Below are 19,038 nucleotides of genomic sequence, written 5' to 3'. Positions count from 1 at the left end.
TCTACAGCTTATCCTTTGCTGGCGGTACAATCCCAAACTTGTTGAGATTGATGTCAATTTCCTGAAGGACTTTAAAATCCTCTTGGGGTAAAGGATAACTATTACTGTTGAACAAGCCAGCACTGACGGCGGGTTGCTGTTCTAGGAAAGAAAATGCTTGACGAAACTGATATGGCTCAGCTTTGATTGGTGAGTCAAAGTGACAAGGAATAATCCATTTAAAATTCCAACTTGCTATTTTATTAGCCCAATCGATGGTTTCCTGGGGTGCGCGGTTGAGAATGAGAGTCTGTAATATAGGTGCTACAAATAAACGACCATCACCCCGTAGAGCATAAAATGAGCGTTGCCAATCTGACTGCCATTTAAACGGGTACAATCCAAAATAAGCTTTTTTAGAACGTTCTGATGCTGTAATAGCATCGCGCAATACTTGACCTAATCCAATTACGTCTAGCACCCTTGGTTGAAAGTATAAAGCAAATAGCGAAATCCGTTGCCATCCTTTACAGCGGTTGGCATGATTATCTGCAACAATATCGCCAGCATTCTCCTTAGCGTGGAATAGTAAAGGATAGGGGTCTAACTGCACGATCGCAGGCGGTTCCTCTGGTACAGAAATTACTGAATCTGTGACTAATAAAGTATGCGATCGCTTGTGGAAGAATGCAACTTCCGCAAATTTCCCTGGACCCAAGTTGATGGGGCCGAGAATTGCATAATCAAACTCGTCAGCAAAAGGTGCTTTTTGGCTATCTTCTGGGAGGATTTGAGTCCTTTTCGGGGGTAAACCAAGCCAGCCCAGTGGTAGATTTAAGGGAAAACTCCACTGTTGGGGAGTGACAAAAACCTGTGCTTTGGGAAAGTATCTAGCAAAGGGGCCGACGAAAACTTTATGTTCTAATCCAGAGATAGTTGGCAAAATAATATACTTGACTTCACCATGTTCTGCTACTAACTGATTCACTAAGCGGATACACTCAGAAGTTGGAGCAACAGGAGCATAAACTAAAAGACCTCCTGCTTCTAACTTGACAACAGTCATGCGAATGGGCACAACAACATAGAAAATGCCCTGCATTTGGTCAAAAGTCCAGACTGTATCCTTAATTACTTCTTTGCGGATTGTCCGCCGTCTACCGTAGGGGTAGAGTGGCAAAGTAAACCAGAAAAACCATGAAAAGTCCCTTGGATCAATTTGTTCTATGTTACTTACACGTTCTTCTTGAGCCACTTTGCGAACCCCCCCAATTCCCAGTGAGCTATTTGCCCTCTAGAAGTTGGAGTTTAGCAAATTGTTGCGCCATTAACCTAGCTTTAATAAAAATTCTCGTCTCTGATGACCCACGAACTAGGGAAATCATTGATGCTTCCAGTCCAAGCTTGAAAATAAACGCGCAGAGGGAGTGAGGGGGAGACGCGGAGAATGATATTTTCATGCTTGATGGTGGGCGATCGCATCCCTAAAAAGGTCATGAAAATTAATACCCAATTTCCTGGATTGTTTCTAATTTGTCATGGCTGCTGTCACTTCTTCTTCTAATTTAGGTTTAGTTTTTTGAAATTCCTCACATAAATTATTTAGTTTTCTCTTGCTTATACACTCCGATATACTTTGAAAAATTGCACTTTTTTTATACATGGTGTGGAATTGCCTTTGAAAGTTAACAATACTTTGGAAATACTAGAGCTTAATTCTTAAAGTAGAGGAGAGGCGTAACCATAAATACATATACTACTATTACCAAGCAATAATTTTATAAGCCCCTAGTTATAGACCAACTAGGAGCTTTTTCTTTAAATTTTTATGTATAAAATTTCTGGCATATATCAAAAGGTATATAGCCATATTATTTCAGTTGAAAAAAATCTACTTTGTGGCTGTTGACTGTTAACTGTTAACAGTTAACATTCCACAAGCCTTTATGAAATATTTCATAAATCCTAAACGGATTGCTATAGTAGCGTTTTTATTAGTCTTTGGATATATACATAAATAAGGCTAATGGTAGATTGGTTAATGATAAGGAAATTGATAATGTGTAGTTGTCAGTAAAAAACGTTATTCAATCACAACACGAAAATGAACATTATTGCTTGGATACTTTTAGGACTAATTGCTGGTGCGATCGCTAAAGCTATCTATCCCGGTCATCAAGGTGGTGGAATCCTCGGAACCATTATTCTCGGAATCATCGGTGCATTTATTGGCGGTAGTTTGGGTGTATTCTTTAGTACGGGAACTTTAGCATTAGCCGCGCCTACTCTCAGCGTTACTGGTATCATCGTCGCGGTTCTTGGCGCAATTATCGCCGTTTTCTTGTGGAATTTGTTAAACCGCAGTAGTGCTGTTTAGAAAACTAGATTGCGAGTTGATTATTAGTAAAAATCAGGGAGTCCGCGTAAATATTATTTATCCCTGAATTTATATAAAAAACATAGCGCCTACCTCTATTGAGGTGGGTGCTATTATTAATTATGCCTATAGCAATTGTCAATAATTTGTAAAAATTCGCCTTCTGCTGATATGCGACTTCTCAAAGAAGATGGAGATCTAATTTTTAATGCTGTATAGCAATTAACATACAGCATAATTTAATCTACTGAGGTGATAATTTATTGATTTGTTCGATAGCATCTTGATAATCTTTTGTTTTTCTCTGTTGCTGATACAAAATAGCAGCTTGATTGTAATCGTTAATAGCACTTTGTTTGTCGCCTAATATCTTACGAAGACTACCTCGATTGTAGTAAGCATCGCCATCTTGAGGGTTAAGCGCAATTGCTTGGTTGTAGTCTTGTAGAGCGCCTTGTTTGTCGCCTAAGTTTTTCCGAACTATACCTCGATTGATGTAGGCATTGACATATTTAGGGTCAAGCTCAATTGCTTGGTTAAAATCTTGTAGAGCGCCTTGTTTTTCGCCTAAGTCATCGCGAACATTACCCCTAGCATAGTAGGCATCAACATATTTAGGGTTAAGCGTAATTGTTTGGTTATAGTCTTGTATAGCGCCTTGTTTGTCGCCTAAGTCATTGCGAACTATACCCCTACCATAGTAGGCAAGAGCATATTTAGGGTTAAGCGCAATGGCTTGGTTGTAATCTTTGAGAGCAATTTGTTTGTCGCCTAAGCTCTTACGAAGATTACCTCGATTGTAATAAGCATCGGCATCTTTAGGATCAAGCGCAATTGCTTGGTTATAATCTTGTAGCGCACCTTGTTTGTCGCCTAAGTTTTTCCGAACTATACCCCGATTAATGTAAGCATTGACATATTTAGGGTCAAGCTCAATTGCTTGATTATAGTCTTTGAGAGCGCCTTGTTCGTCGCTTAAGTCATCGCGAACTATACCCCGATTGTAATAGGCGATCGCATATTGAGGGTCAAGCTCAATTGCTTGGTTGTAATCTTGTAGAGCGCCTTGTTTGTCGTTTAAGTCATCGCGAACTATACCCCGGCTTACATAGGCATTGGCATATTTAGGGTTAAGCTCAATTGCTTTATTATATTGTTCTAACGCTGCTTGATTATTTCCTTCTTGTCGGAATTTTCTACCCTGCTCATAGTATTTTGATGCTAAGGCTGATGAGTCGGACAGGGAGGGAGAAGGGGAATTTGATGGCTGAGTCCCTAATGAAGGAATGGTACTCGGTGGCGACTGGACTGAAGGTTGGAAAAATTTATATATCGTCAAACCCACCACAATAGTAATTACAATCCCGATAAAATTTCTCAGCTTGTAATTTAGTGTTGGTGATGGGGTAGGCGGTGTGATTTTTTGTGGTGTTGAGACTGGTAGGGTTGGATTTGGTTGTAAATCTATTAAAACTGCGTCTGCTGATTGATAGCGCTGGCGGATGTCTTGTTGCAGCATTTTATCCAAAATCTGCGCTAGTTGATTACTCACAGATTTTCCTTGAGAAGCTATCACCTCTCGCCATGTCCAGCGCTGTTCTTGAGGATTGTAAAGTAAGTGCGGAAAAGTGTTAGTTAGCAGATGAATACAAGTTGCACCTAAAGCATAAATGTCGCTTGCAGGATAGGATTCACCATAGGTCATTTGTTCTGGTGGAGCATATCCCACAGTTCCAACCGTTGTACCTATGGACATGACTGTACCACTAAGTTCTTTAGAAATGCCAAAATCAATTAATAATAATTCGCCATCTCGGCGACGCATGATATTTTCTGGTTTAATATCTCGGTGAATTACACTCCGCTCATGGATGAATTTCAGCGCGGGTAGCAATTCTGTCAATAGCTGCAAAATCTGCGATTCGTTGTAAGTTCCCTGTTGTTGCAATTCCTGGAGCAAATTCTTTCCATCGATAAATTCCTGCACAAAATACAGGCGTTTGTCTTGTTCGATGTTTGCCAGGAGTCGAGGAATTTTACTTGACTCATCCCCCAGTGTATCCAAGGTTGCCGCTTCTCGGTTAAAAAGTTCAACTGCTTTTTGGTATGCAGTTGGATTGTTGAGAATCTGAGGAGCTGGGAAAAACTGCTTAATCACACAACGCTTTTTCGATGGGGTACGTTCATCCATAGCTAAAAAGTTTCTCCCCATACCGCCAGCACCCAGTAACTCAGTCGCTCGATAGCGATTATCCAGTAGGAGATTAGTGCCGCAAATCAGGCAAAATTTTGTATCCACTGGGTTAAAAGTGGGGTTTTGACAACTGGGATTGAGGCAATAACTCATACTGATAATTTGGGGATACTAGTAACTATTTTGCCTCTAAATAAACAGTTCAAGACAATCTTCTCTATAAAGATGAGATAATGGGCGGGGATAATGGGCGGCGTTTCCCCGTCCCGACAAATTTTGTTGTATTTGTTTCCATCGCCCAGATTAATCTGTGGGATAATTATGAATTATGCTGAAACTGGTTGTTCATTAGCCGTTGTACGCTGACTAAGGCTCGGTTTAACTCGTAATTTCGCCTATCTGGATTTTGTAAATACGCTTGTTGTTCTTCTTCAATCATTTTCACATCTTGAACTACTAAACCATCAAGTAGTTTCTGCGCTGCACCAAATAAACTGTCTTTGACTAAGCGGCGAAACCAAATAGGTAATTTGTGCAATCGCCAAAATGCATTTAATGATGTGAAATGCACTAAATAAGCTTTCGTCTGGGTTTCATTGATAGGACACAGTAGACAGTAAATTTGAAAATCTTGTCCTAATTTTGAAGCCCAGTGCGGATAAATATAACTCACATCTAAAGGTTCAGGATGTAATCGCCGCAAAGCGGGAAAAAATAATTGAGATATCGACCAAATTTTATCGATTTTATAATAACTTTGGGCTGTATAATGGGCATCTACGCGATTGGCATTTTCTTCTATATCTTGTAAAGCTGCTTCTGCCCAAGCTTGCAAATCCTGATGTAAATGTCCGTGATACATATCCATCAGGTTTTCAATTAAATAAGAATAATGGGCATGACAATTAATAATGGAAACTGTGGCAATGTAATTGAGATGATCCCATTCGGGTAAACTGAGGGGTTCTACTTTTGGTGTTTCATCTCCAGGGAAAAGCCAGATAAAACCGTCTTGTTCTTTGACTGGATAGGAGCGAATTTTACAGCTGGGTAGTTTCTGATTTTCTGCGAGGTAGGGAACGGCTGCACATTCACCGGATGCATCGAAGCGCCATCCATGATATGCACATTCTAAATTACTACCAACGACTTGCCCATGACTGAGTTTAACTTGACGGTGGGGACAACGGTCTTCTAAAGCGTGGATTTTGCCTGTATTATCTCGATAAAGTGCGATCGCCTGCTGCCAAAGTACCACATTTATAGGCTTATTTGTGACTTCACTACTACGAGCAACTACATACCAGTGATTGGGGTTAATACCCAACTGACGGATATCACGATTTTGCACAGTTTGGGAAATAGAGGACATAGACTCGCGTGTTCTCGGTGTCTCAGGTCAATTTTATCTGGCTGAAAACCAGACTATCACTTTGGGAAGCTCAAACTAGCTGGTTTAGGCGTTATAAAGTAGGTGTAAATAAATCAGTAACCATATTCAGGAAAAAATCTGTATGACAAACTACCAAGAAACCCTAGCCAACAACGAAGTCGTCAACGATCCCATCGTCGCAACGGCGACTATTAACCATGTGGAAGTGATTGAAAATGTCATCGATAGCTTGGAACAAGATGACAGTGCAATGGTTAGCCACAGTCCAGAGGGTAATTATCTCTGGAAGTTTAAGTACGGCAGTGTAGAAGTATTTGTCCAACTCAGTGGTACAAGTGATGAAGATACTATCACAGTTTGGTCTGTGGTATTAAAGTTACCGGCTAAAGATGAATCCAAATTGATGCGGTACTTATTAGAGTTGAACTGTTCTAGCACCTTTGAAGCTCGTTTTGGAATTATTGAAAACCAAGTGGTTGTTATTTCCACCCGTACACTAGCAGAATTATCCCCCGGCGAAGTCTCGCGCTTAATTACGATTGTGGCAACGATCGCAGATAACAACGACGAAGCTTTACAATCTGAGTTTGGTGCAGCGTAAATCATCGCTATCCTGGAGTTATTTGACCAGTAGGGGCACTGTATCCCAAGACTTTCGGTAAAATAGACATTTAATTCTGTACCTTGCCCCCACAATTTTGGTATTTTCTTAATTGAAAGTCTCTCAGGAGCGATCAATTAAGAAAAAATTTGCAATTTCCGCGTTCGGAACTGGAAAGTTTGACTGATTATCTCCAACTTCCGCCTGCGAAACTCGAAAGTTCGACTTCCAATCTGCAAATTCCGCCTTCGGAACTCGAAAGTTCGACTTTTTATCTCCAACTTTCGCCTTCAGAACTCGAAAGTTCGACTGATTATCTCCAACTTTCGCCTTCAGAACTCGAAAGTTCAACTTTTTATCTCTAACTTCCACCTTCGGAACTCCAACATTCAACTTATAATCTCTAATTTCCGACTCTTGAACTCGAAAATTTGGCGACTAATTCCTTTACTTGAAGCTGCTGGTAATGTGCAAATGGCGATTGATGACTGGTTGCTAGCACAGCACCTGTCGGGAAAACATCCCCCGACTTTGCGATTTTACACTTGGTCGCCAGCTGCTATTTCTCTGGGCTATCATCAACGCCAATACCCCGAATTCTGGGAAAATCTAATTTGGCAAGGAGAAAAACTGGATGTAGTACGCCGTTCTACTGGTGGGAGAGCAGTTTTACACCAAGGTGATTTAACATATACTGTCGTCACATCAGGATTGAATGGCGTAGACGCAAAGCGGCTTGTCGCTAGACATCGCCTCCAAACATACCAGAAAATTTGTGAGTTTTTGATTCAAGGTTGGCGATCGCTGGGGGTGGAATTAAACTACGGTACGGCGGGACGAGGTTATATTCATAACCCTAATTGTTTTGGTACTGCTACTGGTGCAGATTTAGTTTTACCTGATGGGGCGAAACTCATTGGTAGCGCCCAATTGCGACGCGCTGGGGCAATTTTACAACATGGTTCTATCCGCTTACGCCAGGATGCTGAATTGTTTACCCAAATATTTGGATCCCAATCTTGGACACAGGTACAATTACCGGAATATTTAAGTTTAGAAATAATTATTACAGCTTTGATGGCTGCTGCTAGTTATTGTTTTGACATAGAGTTAGTTGTGCAACCGCTATCTTCATCTGAGTGGGAGGAGATTTTGGGTTAAAGCACTAGCTACAAAACCACTAAAGCATCAAGTAAAAATAAGTAGTGCGAGCGAGACGCTCGCAGATGTTCATTTATCGAGCAAGATGCTCACACTACTACGGAATATGGGTAATTTATTTTTTGTAATTCCCTTACTCAGGTTAACATCTGGGCGATTTTTACAGCAGATTGCAACTTTGTGAAGTACAGATGATCGTGAGGGCACAACAATGTTCATTAGTGTCAACTTAAGCCAAAAGCTTTATAGGGCGGGCGTTGTACAAATCCCCACACCCTCATCCCCTAACCCCTTCTCCCTAAGGGAGAAGGGGAATTGAATCTCTGGCTCCCCTCTCCCTTAGGGAGAGGGGCTGGGGGTGAGGGCAAAACGTTGTCACAAAGCGGGTTCCACGTTCAGTTGACACGTATGAACAATGTTGTGCCCCTACCCATGTACTTCATTTACCTGAAATCGGCTGTATTACTGAATTAACTTTTCAGTATGCCTATATTGAAGTTCTAAATTTGCTCTTACCCACAAATCTGCTGTTGACCAAATGTAAAATTTATTCGGAGCATCGGCAAAATGTTCTCTTTTATGAGTGACAATTGCATGTAGTTGACGATGACTGACACAGGCTAGTTCAACAGCAGATTCAAAGTCTTTGAGAGTGGATGACCTCGCTTGTTGTAAAATTCTATTGTCTATTGGGCAAATTTTGATTTTTTCTTGTAAAGAATTAACTACTAATTTAGCGATTTTCGGGTTTTGTAAGCAACTAATATAGTTATAAATTTTTTGCCAACCAACATCTGTAATATATACGTGAATTAAAGGATGTATTATATCTAATAATTTGCCTACATCTTCAACACAGTTATGGCGATTCATTAAAGCTTCTAATATTAAATCAGCATCAACCAAAATTTTCAGCACTTTTAACCTCGAAAATTAAATAATAAAAAATGAGTGCCATAGGCCAGCTAATACGCATTGAGTTAAATTCCTCTCATTTTGTTTGAGAAATTCTGCAAACGCGCTTAAATAGGTATGACGCAAAATCATTTATTGAGTTCCAAATTTGGGAGAATAAATAAATTTGCAATAAATACTTATAGATGATGATTATGTAATTATTGAAATAATACTTGGTATCCGCATTGTGTAAGGTATAGCCCTACCGATAATAGGGTTCAAAATTTATTTTTGAGGTTTAAGTAATAAATAAAATAATTGTCCATTACCCACTGTGACACCAGCGCGATCGCCTGCTAATTTACCGGTTCCTAAAAAATAATCCACCCTCCCAGCACCTTTAATTGCACCGCCTGTATCTTGATCGAGTACGTAACGACTGACAACTCGATGCTCTAATTTATCTTTACCAACAGGAAAGGGAAAATCCGCACGAATTAGCGCTAAAGCACCAGGGGGCATTAAAGATTTATCTGTAGCAATTGAACGTTCTGCTGTGATTGGTTGTCCGATTGAACCATGCGCTGGCGCGTTTTTAGTTTCTTGAAAAAACACAAAGCTGGGATCGCGAGGAATATATACATTTAATTCTTGGGGATACTTTTGAAAATAATCGAGAATAATCGGCATAGTCATTCCCTCTAAGGGTAATTTGCCATCATTCGCCAGTTCCCGCCCAATGCTTTTGTAGTTATAGGCGATATTACCTGCGTAACCAATACTGGTTTTAGTACCATCAGTCAATTGCAGTTTTGCCGAACCTTGAATTTGTACCATGTATGGTTCGAGGCGATCGCGAAACCAAAATAACTCTAACCCCCGGAGTTTACCTTTTGCCGCTTGTAAACCATCTGCACCTTCTAGTTCTAGGCGGGTGGGATGGGGTAAACTCCAGGATTCTAAATCGGGGGGTGCTTTATACACAGGATAGCGGTATTCGGCTGTGGGTACACGACTTGCAGTGTACATTGGTTCGTAATAGGCTGTGTATAACACAGCACCTTTGCTATCTCTCCCAATTGACTGGTAATAGACAAACTCCTTGGCGATCGCATTATGAAGTGCGGTTGCGGATTTAGTTGTCAGTAACAGTTGACGGAATCTGATCAAACTTTGATAAACGCGATCGCGTGTGATTCCTGGTACTGAATAATTTTCATAAGCCGCATCCGCCCTAGGAGTTTGTAGGTATCGCAAACTGCGATCGATGGAATTTAACAGCGCTTTTTTATCCCCGACTTTACCATTTTCACCTTGATATATTGCCTCATCCACACAAGAGCGATCGTCTTGACAACAAGTCACTGGTGATCTCTCTATTAATACTGGTGTTTTTTCTGGGGAATTTTTAGTCAATAATCCTGGTATATGCCATTTTTTTAGTTGACATTCTGGCGGACTTAATGGTCGATTGCCTAAAGATGGCATTCTTACCAGTAAAATCAACAGCACAACAGGTAAACTAATCAAGTAAGTGAATCTAAATTTCATGGTGAGAAATAACAACAGTCAATCAATTTTGGATTTTGGATTGACGATTTTGGATTGACTGCACCCATAAAGGGTAGGGGCGGGTTTAGTTGGATCTTTGTGAATCAACGAGGATATTTGTGAACCCGCCCCTACTAGGGATTTTAAATTGACGATTTTGGATTTGTTCCACCCACGGCTGTGCATAAACCGAAATAATCTAAAATCTAAAATCTAAAATTGGCGCGGTCAACCGTCAACCGTCAACTGTTAACAGTCAACAGTCAACCGTCAACTTTTATTCATTCATATTATGATACGTGGCAACTGCGGAAGGTGATATCCGGTTTAAATAGCGGAAAATCCAGTATTTGAAAATCGTATCCAAAATCACTGGGAATGTGGCAATAAATAAGAAGATAAAATCTCGATTTGCTGGTAATCCCCAATGGCGAGATATACCTTCTAAAATCACTTCCCAACCATGAGGCGAGTGAAACCCTACAAATACATCAGTGAACAAAATGATAATAAATGCCTTGGCGCTATCACTCAGACCATAGACTATATTATCGAAAAATTCTTTGATAATCGCGATCGACGGTTTACTAACTAGTAACAGCCAAATAAAAGCGACAACCGAAAATATATCGGAAAAAACATTTTTAATGGCATTCGCGCTTTCTTCCCGGAATTCTTCAGCTATCTCACCAGCTTTCTCCTGCATATGGTGTTCTATTTCCTCAGCAGATATCGGTGGTGCTTTGCTGATCAAATTCTCAAATTTTATTCTTTCTTCAAATCTTTCTAATTCTACCAATGCTTCTTCTTCCATTTCCGCATTCAGGAAAATTTGCACTGCTTCCGAACCTCTAAATTTTTCCACCAAAGGCCCCACTACCAATGCTTTTGCTAGTTGATGTGTCAGAAGTGGTACAATAATTAATAGTAAAATAAACCTGATAGATATGATTGTTCTTCTTTGAGTTTGGCGAAAATTTTGAACTACATCTTGTTCAGAATTGGGATCTAATTCAACTTGTAAGCGAGTAATAGTACTTAAAATTGACCTTGGTAATATCCCCGTTGAATTTGCTTTTCCCTGAGGTTTTTTGGGGACGTTATTAACTACTTTTGGTATTGGTGTTGGAGGTGTGGGATTAGTTATTAAGTCTGATTTGATTTTGGGAGGTTTATCTACTACAACTAGAGAGTTTACCTCGGGTTCAACAATGGTATATTTGGAAATAATTTGGTCAATAAATTTGAGCTTTTCTAAAACTAATGAAAGTTCAGGATATTCTACACCTGCTTCATTAGCAGCTTGTTGATTAGCTTCGTTTAAGAACCAACGACTACCTTTAAACTCTGTTAGTCGCATTCTGGCAATTTTTAATTGTTTCTTCAGATCTGACTGAAAATAATCCATGACATTACTACTGTACATGGTTGAGTCAGGGTCTATTTTATTACCATTGAAATGCTTATCTTCTAATTCTTTAATCTTGAATGCTGCATTATAAGCTTCATCCAGAGAACGCTCTGGTGTACGTAAGTACCATCGGTAAAGCCCTAGTAAAAACGAGTAAATTTTTTGACTAAAAACAGAGTTATTCATCGTCGGCAATCATCCAGCATGATTTGGTGATTCTTAACCTTAAATTAACGCACGAAGTATACTAACAAATCTACAAGGAGAGGGTTTGTGGTTTTATATTCTGTTTGGATTGTTGGTGGTAGTCGTAGTGGTAAGACTGCTCGTTTAGTCAAGCAGTTTTGTAGTTGGTTACAAAATCATCATCAAGCTATTGACTCATTTTATACTAACCACAAAAATAAAAAAAAAGGCAACCCTTTACCCAAAAGCTGGGAACTGCGCCAGACTGAACCAGGAGTTTTGCTATTAGCGGCGAATGATGATAACCGCAGAGAACTGGGAGATAGAATTGTTACCGCCACTTCAGGCAAATTTCCGGTACGCGCTAAGACACCTCTAGGTTTTTTTCAGGACGAAGTGATTTTATTTTGGCCGTTGCTGATTCAGTCATTAAAGCTGAACGCCCAATTTCCCGTGAGATTGCGCCCAGAAACCGAACAGGAATTGGCGACTAAACTCTGGCGAGAGGATTTAGACGCGGAAATTGTGCGCCTAGCGGGAATGAGTGAGTATCGCCTAGTGCGGCGGATACTGGATTTATTGCAATTAGCCGCATACAGCGGTCAAAAGTGCGATCGCATTTCCCAAATTTTAGCAAGCGGTTTGGGAGATAATCCGATTAATTTAGAGCCAGAATTTCTCGCATCCTTGCTGCTTGATTGGCGCAACTGGTGTTTAGAAAGGGGATTGCTAACCTATGGAATTATTACCGAACTGTACAATCACCATCTATTAACCAATGAATATTATCAACAGCATCTAGCCAAACGTTATCAAGCAGTATTGGCTGATGATGTCGATGATTATCCAGCCATAGCCCGTAACTTGTTTGAGTTCTTGTTAAATCAAGGTGCTGTGGGGGCGTTTAGCTACAATAGAGAAGGTGCAGTCCGCTTGGGATTGGGAGCAGATCCGGAATATTTAGAAGGATTAGCAGGGCGTTGTCAAGTGGAAACCTTGATCAGTCCACCGACAGAATCCTTAGCAATTGAGTTGGCTACGCAAATGGTGGAATTAGCCACAGAACCGACGGTGATGTTGAGCTTACCAGCAACAGTACAGTCAATTCAAACCACCTCCCGCGCCCAATTATTGCGACAAACTGCTGAGGTGATTGTGGAGGCGATCAAGTCGAAAGAAGTAGAACCAGAAGAAGTCGCTGTAATTGCACCTGGTTTAGATGCGATCGCTCGTTATACTTTAATCGAAATCCTCAACAAACAAAATATCCTAGTAGAACCCCTCAACGACCAACGCCCCTTGATTAGTTCACCAGCAATTCGGGCATTACTCACCATGCTGGCTTTAGTTTATCCTGGTTTAGGCCGCTTAGTCGATCGAGATGCCGTAGCCGAGATGTTGGTGGTATTGAGTCGCAGACAAAAAGCAGCAGATAATTCAACAGAACTTAGCACCGACATTGATCCTGTACGCGCTGGATTAATTGCAGATTACTGTTTTGAACCGCATCCAGAACGCCCAAATTTGCTGAAGGTAACAACATTTGATCGCTGGGATCGCATCGGCTATGCAGCCACCACAGCATATAATGAGATATTACAGTGGATAGAAAAACAGCGATCGCAACAAGAACAGCGGTTAATTCCTAGCCCGATTTCCTTACTCTACCTAGCAATTCAAGACTTTCTTTGTAAAGATAATAATCCCCCCTACGATCAACTAGCAGCCTTACGGGAATTGTTGGAAACCGCACAACACTACTGGGAAATTAACACCAGACTCCAACAAACCCAGAGCAAATTACCCGCACTCAGTCCTGTTGAATCCACCATTGCCGAATTTATTCAACTGCTACGACGCGGTACAATTACCGCCAACCCCTATCCTTTACGCCCCATCGGACAAGTAAGAAAAGCTGTCACCTTAGCCACCATCTTTCAATACCGTTCTAGTCGGAGATTTCACCGTTGGCATTTTTGGCTTGATGCTAGTTCGCCACTATGGGCTAAAGGTGGCGCGGCGACATTATATGGCGCACCCTTATTTTTGCAAGAAAGATTAGGTTCACCTTGGACAGCAGAAGATGAAAAATTAGCCGAAGAGCAACGAATACAAAGGATTTTAACAGACTTGCTTTCCCGCGTATCGGAGAAAGTGTATTTATGCCATAGTGATTTAGCTGTCAATGGACAAGAGCAATTAGGTCCACTGTTACCTTTAGTTAATGCTTGTGTAAGCGTTAATTCTGAGGGGCTAGGGGCTAGCGAAGACAGTCTAGCTTGAAAGTCAAGCGATGTCTACGACAAGCCGCTCCGCGTCTACGCATCGAGTGACAATGCTAACAACAAGATCCCCGACTTATTGAAGAAGTCGGGGATCTGAGAGCTTACTGATGTTTACAAATCACATAGGACTAGGGATTTACAAAAAATAAATTACCCATATTCCGTAGTGCGAGCATCTTGCTCGATGAATGAACACCAGCTTCCTTTACGCTCGCACTACATATTTATTGGGTATTTCAAAAATTGGATGTACCCTATTTGCTAAAAGCATCCTTAATGTTATCTACAGTCCGCTCAACAACATTCTTTGTTTTGTCTACTGCTTTTTGAGTCCGAGCCGCATCTTCCTCTGCTCTGCGCTCAATGCGAGCCGCATCTCTTTTGGCTTTGCGCTCTACAAAGCTACCATTGTTATCGGTTGCTTCCTCAACTCGACGAGCATTTTTATTTGCAGTTTCCTCAACCTTATTTGCTGCATCGCGGATGAAATTCTTGGTGCGTCCAGCATCTTCACTAGCTTTGTTTTGAACGCGATCGCCTGCGTCTGCTGATGCAATCAAGTTTACAGCAGGATTAGCCATTGCAGTGTTATTCCCCAAAAACCCACCTTGCCAAACAAAAGCGATCGCTGACATACAAAATACAGTTGTAGCTATCCAACGTCCTACAGTCGAGAGCTTTTTGGTAAAATAATTTAGTTTCATAGAACACAATTCTCCTTTAGATTTAGCATTCTATTTTTACGCCATCAGACTCATCAGTTAAAAGGCTCTTAAGAGAGAAGTTATCTTGTCATAACCTGTCAAAGGGATTAGCTCTTTTTATAGAGTTAGTCAAGAGTGTGTAATTTAAAATAGTTCCAGCCAAATTGGCGTGGAAAATTTAGTTAAGTATGCAAAAATGAAATCGTATAAAAAATCATTTTCTATCTATAACTGACGTGCGACTTATTTGACTTCTCATCGTTGAGCAGAATATTAACATGGCAATTATCAATGGCAATGAGGGGGATAATTTTCTCCGTGGTACCATTTATAACGATCACATCAAAGGCTTTGGTGGCTCAGATGTGCTGATTGGTAATTTGGGTCAAGATAGCCTCGATGGTGGCGATGGTAACGACCAATTGTATGGAGGTGCGGGTAAAGATACTCTCATTGGTGGCTCAGGTAGAGATACTCTCACTGGTGGACTTGGTGATGATATCCTCATTGGTGTGAATGTGGCGGATGACCAACCAGGTCAGCTAGAGCGAGATACACTAATTGGTGGCGCAGGCAAAGATACCTTCGTTCTAGGCGATCGCGATAAAGTTTATTATGATGATAGCCAGGTTCGATTTATTGTTGCACCACCTCCGACAGAACCCCCACCAAGCTATGCTTTGATTGCTGATTTTGAACCTGGTAAAGATGTGATTCAGCTCAAAGGAGCGATAAATTATAAGCTAGTAGATGTGAAATTACCTAATGGAGTTTCTGGTCTAGGAATCTACTTCGATGCCGATCATTATGATGGTAATGGTTCTGAGCAATTAATTGGGATTATTCAAAGCAAACAATCTTTAGATAACCTGCATATTAATTCAGGTCGTTCAATCACAACAATCACCTAAATAAAAATCGATAGCCTCAGATCCCCTTTTTCTTAAAGAAGTCGGGGATTTTGTTGTTTAATAGTAGCGATCGCATTCCCCAAGAATAGTTACTTTCCATACCACCAAAGAAGCGATCGCACCTGCCGATCATTAAGAACAAAAAGCTAGTAAGTAGAACGGCTTAAATAATTCACGCTATGTCATTGCGAATGAAACGAAGTGGAATGAAGCAATCGCAAGGGTTATGCAGATTTTACAATCTGTTACATAGTTAGGTTTATTCTCACCGACTTACTTATTTCATTACCAGTATATATTTGAGTTTCAACCTAGAATTTCACGGGATGTTTATCTAGATTTATAATATGATGTTTCTAGAGCCAGAAATTAAAAACTGAAAATGACAGTATATGCCCTAAATTTACCTGAGCAGTTAAGGTATGAAGTTGAGCAATTAGCCCAGAGTCAGGGTATTTCGCTTGACCAATTTATTTTGTGGGCTGTAACAGAAAAAGTAAGTATGCTCAAAGCATCTTTTCCACAAATTGCTTATCGTCAGGGGACAAATGGGCAACTTGTACCTGTCATCAAAGGGACGGGAATTCGAGTGCAGACTGTAGCGATCGCTTCGGAAAAATGGGGTATGAGTCCAAGTCAGATTGCCAATGAGTATGAGGTTACTGAGGCACAGGTAAAAGAAGCTCTGAGTTTTTATATAGCAAATAAGGGGCAGATTGACGCAGCGATCGCTTCTGAGCAATCCTTAGAAATTGCCAATGGTTAAACTCAAGCTTCATCTGGATGCAGATACATCTAGTAAATCGCTGCATTCAGCATTGGTATCTAAAGGGCATGATGTCACTCGTACACCAAATGACTGGATGCCTTTAGATGCTAGTGATGAAACTCAATTATTACGTGCAACTGCTCAGGGCAGATGTATCTTTACTTTCAACGTCAGAGACTTTATTGTTCTAGCGCAACAGTATCCTCAACATGGTGGTATTATCCTTGCTGCTCAGAATAGTTGGTCACTTTCAGATTTGATAGCAGCATTAGATCGCCTGTTATCTGAATCAGAAGCAACAGATTGGGTTGGTCAGGTAGATTGGCTCAATCGTTGGCGAAACTAGTCATTTCGTTTCGACTTTGCTCAACCAGCGAATACTTAAGATGTGTGCTGAAAAAAGTCGCAGCAGTTCATAACTCTGCTCCGAATACACGATGTTTGAAGTAAGTGAAGTTACTCATTAGGCTACTCTATACCTCCCATCTGTCTTTCCAGTGACTGCCGCACCAATCCCATCACATATGGCAACTCATCAAGGGATGCCAGACCAAACTCTACATCACCATTACCCCAGCGTCCTACACCGGATACATCTTTGCAAATACCCTTGGGATCATTAATTTCGGAGAATGGCATATTTAACGACACACGTAACCGCTTCGCTTGCGGCACTATGTCCACAAAGTTGGACTCTGCTTTGTAGGCAACGTAGAGTTTGAGAAATTCCTCACTCACGCAGGGATCAAGCGCCAGAACTTCCTTACGGAATGCTTTAAACACATCTGCCATTGTTCCAGAGAGCAGATACGGGTGATCTGCTATGGTATAGCCTAATTGGGCAGGCTTGGATTTATAGCACTCAAGCACGCTCGTATCCAGCTTAGGGGCAGCCCAGACATCGAGTGCGATGGTAGAGAGTCGGTCTGCCCGTCGGCGAATGGCATCTTCATCCCACTGTTCAATATTTCCCAGACCCTGATTTAGCTTTAGTGGACTTTCTTTAAAGCCCCCCAGCATATCACGCTTTTCAGCAAATGGTTTGTCGCTGTATTCCGAGTTGTATGCAGTCAGAGTCAAGTTGCCGAGGGTGTGTAGGTAAGTTTGCTGAATTCGCTGCCACTCTGTACCCAGTGCTTTCTTCCATGCTGAAGAAAGGTTTTCGTTTTGTGGCAGAATGTGTTCGATGGTGTACTCATCCACCGACACTCGTTCCTTGCGATTGTGATTTTCCAGACGACGAATCCAGTAACTACGGCTGCGGAAATTGTAAAGGTCTTTGGTTTGCAGTTCGCGCTTAAACTCCTCATCATTGGGGAAGCGCCGATAGGAAGAGGAAGGCAATAGAAGCAAGTGAGCCTGAATGCTTTCGATGTAGCGGTCTTTCTTCAGAGCTTTCGTGAATGTAGCGAAAGTTTTGTTCAGTGAGTTAGTGGGAATGGCACAGATGGTACGGCGAAATACATAGGATTCAACCAGCCGCACTGCTGTGAGAAAGTCTGCCTTGGGAAAATCACCCAAAGCATAATCGTGATAAAGCTCTAAGAGGAAAGGATAAGCTACATCCACCTTCAATTCGCGTAGGTCTTTGAAGGCTAGTTTAAGGTTTGGGTCTGATTCAGCACCCAAGGCCATAGCGCAGTAGTAGCGGGCAAAAGTGCGAATATCGGCTACCAGTCCCTCCACGCCAGCCTGAGCTACTTCTTTTGAACGTGCATGAGCTTTGAATGCCTCATAGACTTCTCCCTGGTTGGGAATATTGCCAGTCTTCACTGTTAAGAAATGGCGCATGAAGCCGTCGAAATGGCTACCATAAGCTTCTTGCCCAAATTCCACTTCCATCGGTCGCCAATACTGCTCATAAAGCTTAGTCTGAAGCTGGGGTTCAAGTCCCATGAGAATGTAGTTACGGATCAGGTCGGCTTGGCTTAACTCACGACCAGTTGAGTTCATACTCTCGAAAATCAGTTGTGGATTGTCCTGGTCGCGGGTGAGGGCGATATCTACAACCACCAGTTTTGCCAGTCCTTTGCACACAGTCGCCAAATCGTCCTTACGCTCCTTAATCAGCGACTCAAACAGCTTTAAGTTCTCTGTCACACGGATGGAGTAGTCCTTGGGCTGCTCGGATCTGTTGAGAATGGCTATAAGTGAAGCTTTGTCGGTTTGTGAGAGAATTAGCTTGTAATGCTGTTCTCCATCCTCTTCTGGGTTAAGCAAGTAATAGTTTTGCAATTTGCGCTGTGAGAAACCTCCCACTATCTCGGTATCGCCAAGGGCATTAGATAGTGCGACTATTAGTAATGTCACTGTTGTCAGGCGTTGCTGTCCGTCAATCACCAGCAGTGAAGATTGGCTAGATACCTGATAAAGCCCTTTTTCAATGTAGACAATGGAGCCAACGAAGTGAGCAGAGATGTCATCGTTTGAGCCAGTACGCACGATGTCATCCCACAACTGCCGACATTCCTTTTCTGTCCACGAGTAGGTACGCTGGTAGATAGGGATAACGAACTGCGGGGACTTCTTGATAAAAGCAAGCAAATTAGCTTCGGTAGCTTTCATATCATAATTATCCTCGGAATACACGATGTTTGAGGGATGCAAAGAGCGCATTAA

The 19,038-nt window shown here is 41.4% G+C and carries 16 protein-coding genes; 8 read left to right on the top strand and 8 right to left on the bottom strand.

Annotation, left to right across the window (positions count from 1 at the left end; translation table 11 throughout):
• Position 1 precedes the first annotated feature (1 nt).
• Complete coding sequence (locus AACU32_RS18130; protein ID WP_096601982.1) at positions 2-1,234, bottom strand: DUF4336 domain-containing protein; 1,233 nt, start codon at positions 1,232-1,234, stop codon at positions 2-4.
• A gap of 849 nt (positions 1,235-2,083) precedes the next feature.
• Here AACU32_RS18130 and AACU32_RS18125 point away from each other — a divergent pair.
• Positions 2,084-2,356, top strand: coding sequence for a GlsB/YeaQ/YmgE family stress response membrane protein (locus AACU32_RS18125; RefSeq protein ID WP_096601979.1), 273 nt, complete (start codon positions 2,084-2,086; stop codon positions 2,354-2,356).
• Between the two features lie 244 nt (positions 2,357-2,600).
• Here the strand turns inward: AACU32_RS18125 and AACU32_RS18120 are convergent, their stop codons facing one another.
• Both AACU32_RS18120 and AACU32_RS18115 read right to left on the bottom strand, forming a co-directional pair.
• Positions 2,601-4,703 (bottom strand): tetratricopeptide repeat protein, encoded by a 2,103-nt coding sequence (locus AACU32_RS18120; RefSeq protein ID WP_096601976.1) that lies wholly within the window; start codon positions 4,701-4,703, stop codon positions 2,601-2,603.
• Between the two features lie 166 nt (positions 4,704-4,869).
• The gene (locus tag AACU32_RS18115) at positions 4,870-5,922 is read right to left on the bottom strand and encodes an aromatic ring-hydroxylating dioxygenase subunit alpha (protein WP_096601973.1); all 1,053 of its coding nucleotides are present in this window, start codon (positions 5,920-5,922) and stop codon (positions 4,870-4,872) included.
• 142 nt (positions 5,923-6,064) lie between these two features.
• Between AACU32_RS18115 and AACU32_RS18110 the strand changes: the two genes are divergently transcribed.
• From AACU32_RS18110 to AACU32_RS18100, 3 genes are all read left to right on the top strand, one after another.
• Positions 6,065-6,544, top strand: a complete 480-nt coding sequence (locus AACU32_RS18110) for a YbjN domain-containing protein (RefSeq protein WP_096601970.1) — start codon at positions 6,065-6,067, stop codon at positions 6,542-6,544.
• Positions 6,545-6,693: 149 nt separating this feature from the next.
• Positions 6,694-6,909 carry a hypothetical protein gene (locus AACU32_RS18105; protein ID WP_339378040.1) on the top strand — a complete coding sequence of 72 codons (216 nt, stop codon included), beginning with the start codon at positions 6,694-6,696 and terminating at the stop codon, positions 6,907-6,909.
• Positions 6,910-7,018: 109 nt separating this feature from the next.
• Positions 7,019-7,705 carry a lipoate--protein ligase family protein gene (locus tag AACU32_RS18100; RefSeq protein WP_096608061.1) on the top strand — a complete coding sequence of 229 codons (687 nt, stop codon included), beginning with the start codon at positions 7,019-7,021 and terminating at the stop codon, positions 7,703-7,705.
• Positions 7,706-8,167: 462 nt separating this feature from the next.
• Here AACU32_RS18100 and AACU32_RS18095 read toward each other — a convergent pair whose 3' ends face one another.
• The 3 genes from AACU32_RS18095 to AACU32_RS18085 form a co-directional block, all read right to left on the bottom strand.
• The gene (locus AACU32_RS18095) at positions 8,168-8,623 is read right to left on the bottom strand and encodes a PIN domain-containing protein (RefSeq protein WP_096601964.1); all 456 of its coding nucleotides are present in this window, start codon (positions 8,621-8,623) and stop codon (positions 8,168-8,170) included.
• Positions 8,624-8,887: 264 nt separating this feature from the next.
• Complete coding sequence (gene mltA, locus AACU32_RS18090) at positions 8,888-10,153, bottom strand: murein transglycosylase A (RefSeq protein WP_096601961.1); 1,266 nt, start codon at positions 10,151-10,153, stop codon at positions 8,888-8,890.
• Positions 10,154-10,430: 277 nt separating this feature from the next.
• A complete protein-coding gene (locus tag AACU32_RS18085) occupies positions 10,431-11,759 on the bottom strand; it encodes a proton extrusion protein PcxA (RefSeq protein ID WP_339378039.1) in 1,329 nt (442 codons plus the stop codon).
• Between the two features lie 78 nt (positions 11,760-11,837).
• On the opposite strand from AACU32_RS18085, the gene AACU32_RS18080 reads away from it, so the two are divergent.
• The gene (locus AACU32_RS18080; protein ID WP_096601955.1) at positions 11,838-14,033 is read left to right on the top strand and encodes a hypothetical protein; all 2,196 of its coding nucleotides are present in this window, start codon (positions 11,838-11,840) and stop codon (positions 14,031-14,033) included.
• Between the two features lie 256 nt (positions 14,034-14,289).
• Here the strand turns inward: AACU32_RS18080 and AACU32_RS18075 are convergent, their stop codons facing one another.
• The gene (locus AACU32_RS18075; RefSeq protein WP_096601952.1) at positions 14,290-14,739 is read right to left on the bottom strand and encodes a hypothetical protein; all 450 of its coding nucleotides are present in this window, start codon (positions 14,737-14,739) and stop codon (positions 14,290-14,292) included.
• Positions 14,740-15,017: 278 nt separating this feature from the next.
• Between AACU32_RS18075 and AACU32_RS18070 the strand changes: the two genes are divergently transcribed.
• The 3 genes from AACU32_RS18070 to AACU32_RS18060 all read left to right on the top strand — a co-directional run bounded on the left by AACU32_RS18070 (position 15,018) and on the right by AACU32_RS18060 (position 16,765).
• Entirely contained in the window at positions 15,018-15,650 is a 633-nt protein-coding gene (locus tag AACU32_RS18070) for a calcium-binding protein (protein WP_096601949.1), read from the top strand.
• 382 nt (positions 15,651-16,032) lie between these two features.
• Positions 16,033-16,416 (top strand): DUF433 domain-containing protein, encoded by a 384-nt coding sequence (locus tag AACU32_RS18065; protein WP_096601946.1) that lies wholly within the window; start codon positions 16,033-16,035, stop codon positions 16,414-16,416.
• Entirely contained in the window at positions 16,409-16,765 is a 357-nt protein-coding gene (locus tag AACU32_RS18060; RefSeq protein WP_096601943.1) for a DUF5615 family PIN-like protein, read from the top strand. Before AACU32_RS18065 ends, AACU32_RS18060 begins: the two co-directional genes overlap by 8 nt.
• A gap of 122 nt (positions 16,766-16,887) precedes the next feature.
• On the opposite strand, the gene AACU32_RS18055 is transcribed toward AACU32_RS18060, so the two are convergent.
• Positions 16,888-18,984, bottom strand: coding sequence for a GmrSD restriction endonuclease domain-containing protein (locus AACU32_RS18055; protein WP_096608060.1), 2,097 nt, complete (start codon positions 18,982-18,984; stop codon positions 16,888-16,890).
• Positions 18,985-19,038 lie beyond the last annotated feature (54 nt).

The sequence above is a fragment of the Calothrix sp. NIES-2100 genome (genome assembly GCF_963875285.1).
Lineage (GTDB): Bacteria > Cyanobacteriota > Cyanobacteriia > Cyanobacteriales > Nostocaceae > Aulosira.
This window is presented reverse-complemented; position numbering and strand designations above follow the sequence as displayed.

Coding starts and splice junctions, on each gene's coding strand:
- AACU32_RS18125 (WP_096601979.1), top strand. CDS start 2,084: ATGAACATTATTGCTTGGATACTTTTAGGACTAATTGCTGGTGCGATC.
- AACU32_RS18120 (WP_096601976.1), bottom strand. CDS start 4,703: ATGAGTTATTGCCTCAATCCCAGTTGTCAAAACCCCACTTTTAACCCA.
- AACU32_RS18115 (WP_096601973.1), bottom strand. CDS start 5,922: ATGTCCTCTATTTCCCAAACTGTGCAAAATCGTGATATCCGTCAGTTG.
- AACU32_RS18110 (WP_096601970.1), top strand. CDS start 6,065: ATGACAAACTACCAAGAAACCCTAGCCAACAACGAAGTCGTCAACGAT.
- AACU32_RS18100 (WP_096608061.1), top strand. CDS start 7,019: ATGGCGATTGATGACTGGTTGCTAGCACAGCACCTGTCGGGAAAACAT.
- mltA (WP_096601961.1), bottom strand. CDS start 10,153: ATGAAATTTAGATTCACTTACTTGATTAGTTTACCTGTTGTGCTGTTG.
- AACU32_RS18075 (WP_096601952.1), bottom strand. CDS start 14,739: ATGAAACTAAATTATTTTACCAAAAAGCTCTCGACTGTAGGACGTTGG.
- AACU32_RS18070 (WP_096601949.1), top strand. CDS start 15,018: ATGGCAATTATCAATGGCAATGAGGGGGATAATTTTCTCCGTGGTACC.
- AACU32_RS18065 (WP_096601946.1), top strand. CDS start 16,033: ATGACAGTATATGCCCTAAATTTACCTGAGCAGTTAAGGTATGAAGTT.
- AACU32_RS18060 (WP_096601943.1), top strand. CDS start 16,409: ATGGTTAAACTCAAGCTTCATCTGGATGCAGATACATCTAGTAAATCG.
- AACU32_RS18055 (WP_096608060.1), bottom strand. CDS start 18,984: ATGAAAGCTACCGAAGCTAATTTGCTTGCTTTTATCAAGAAGTCCCCG.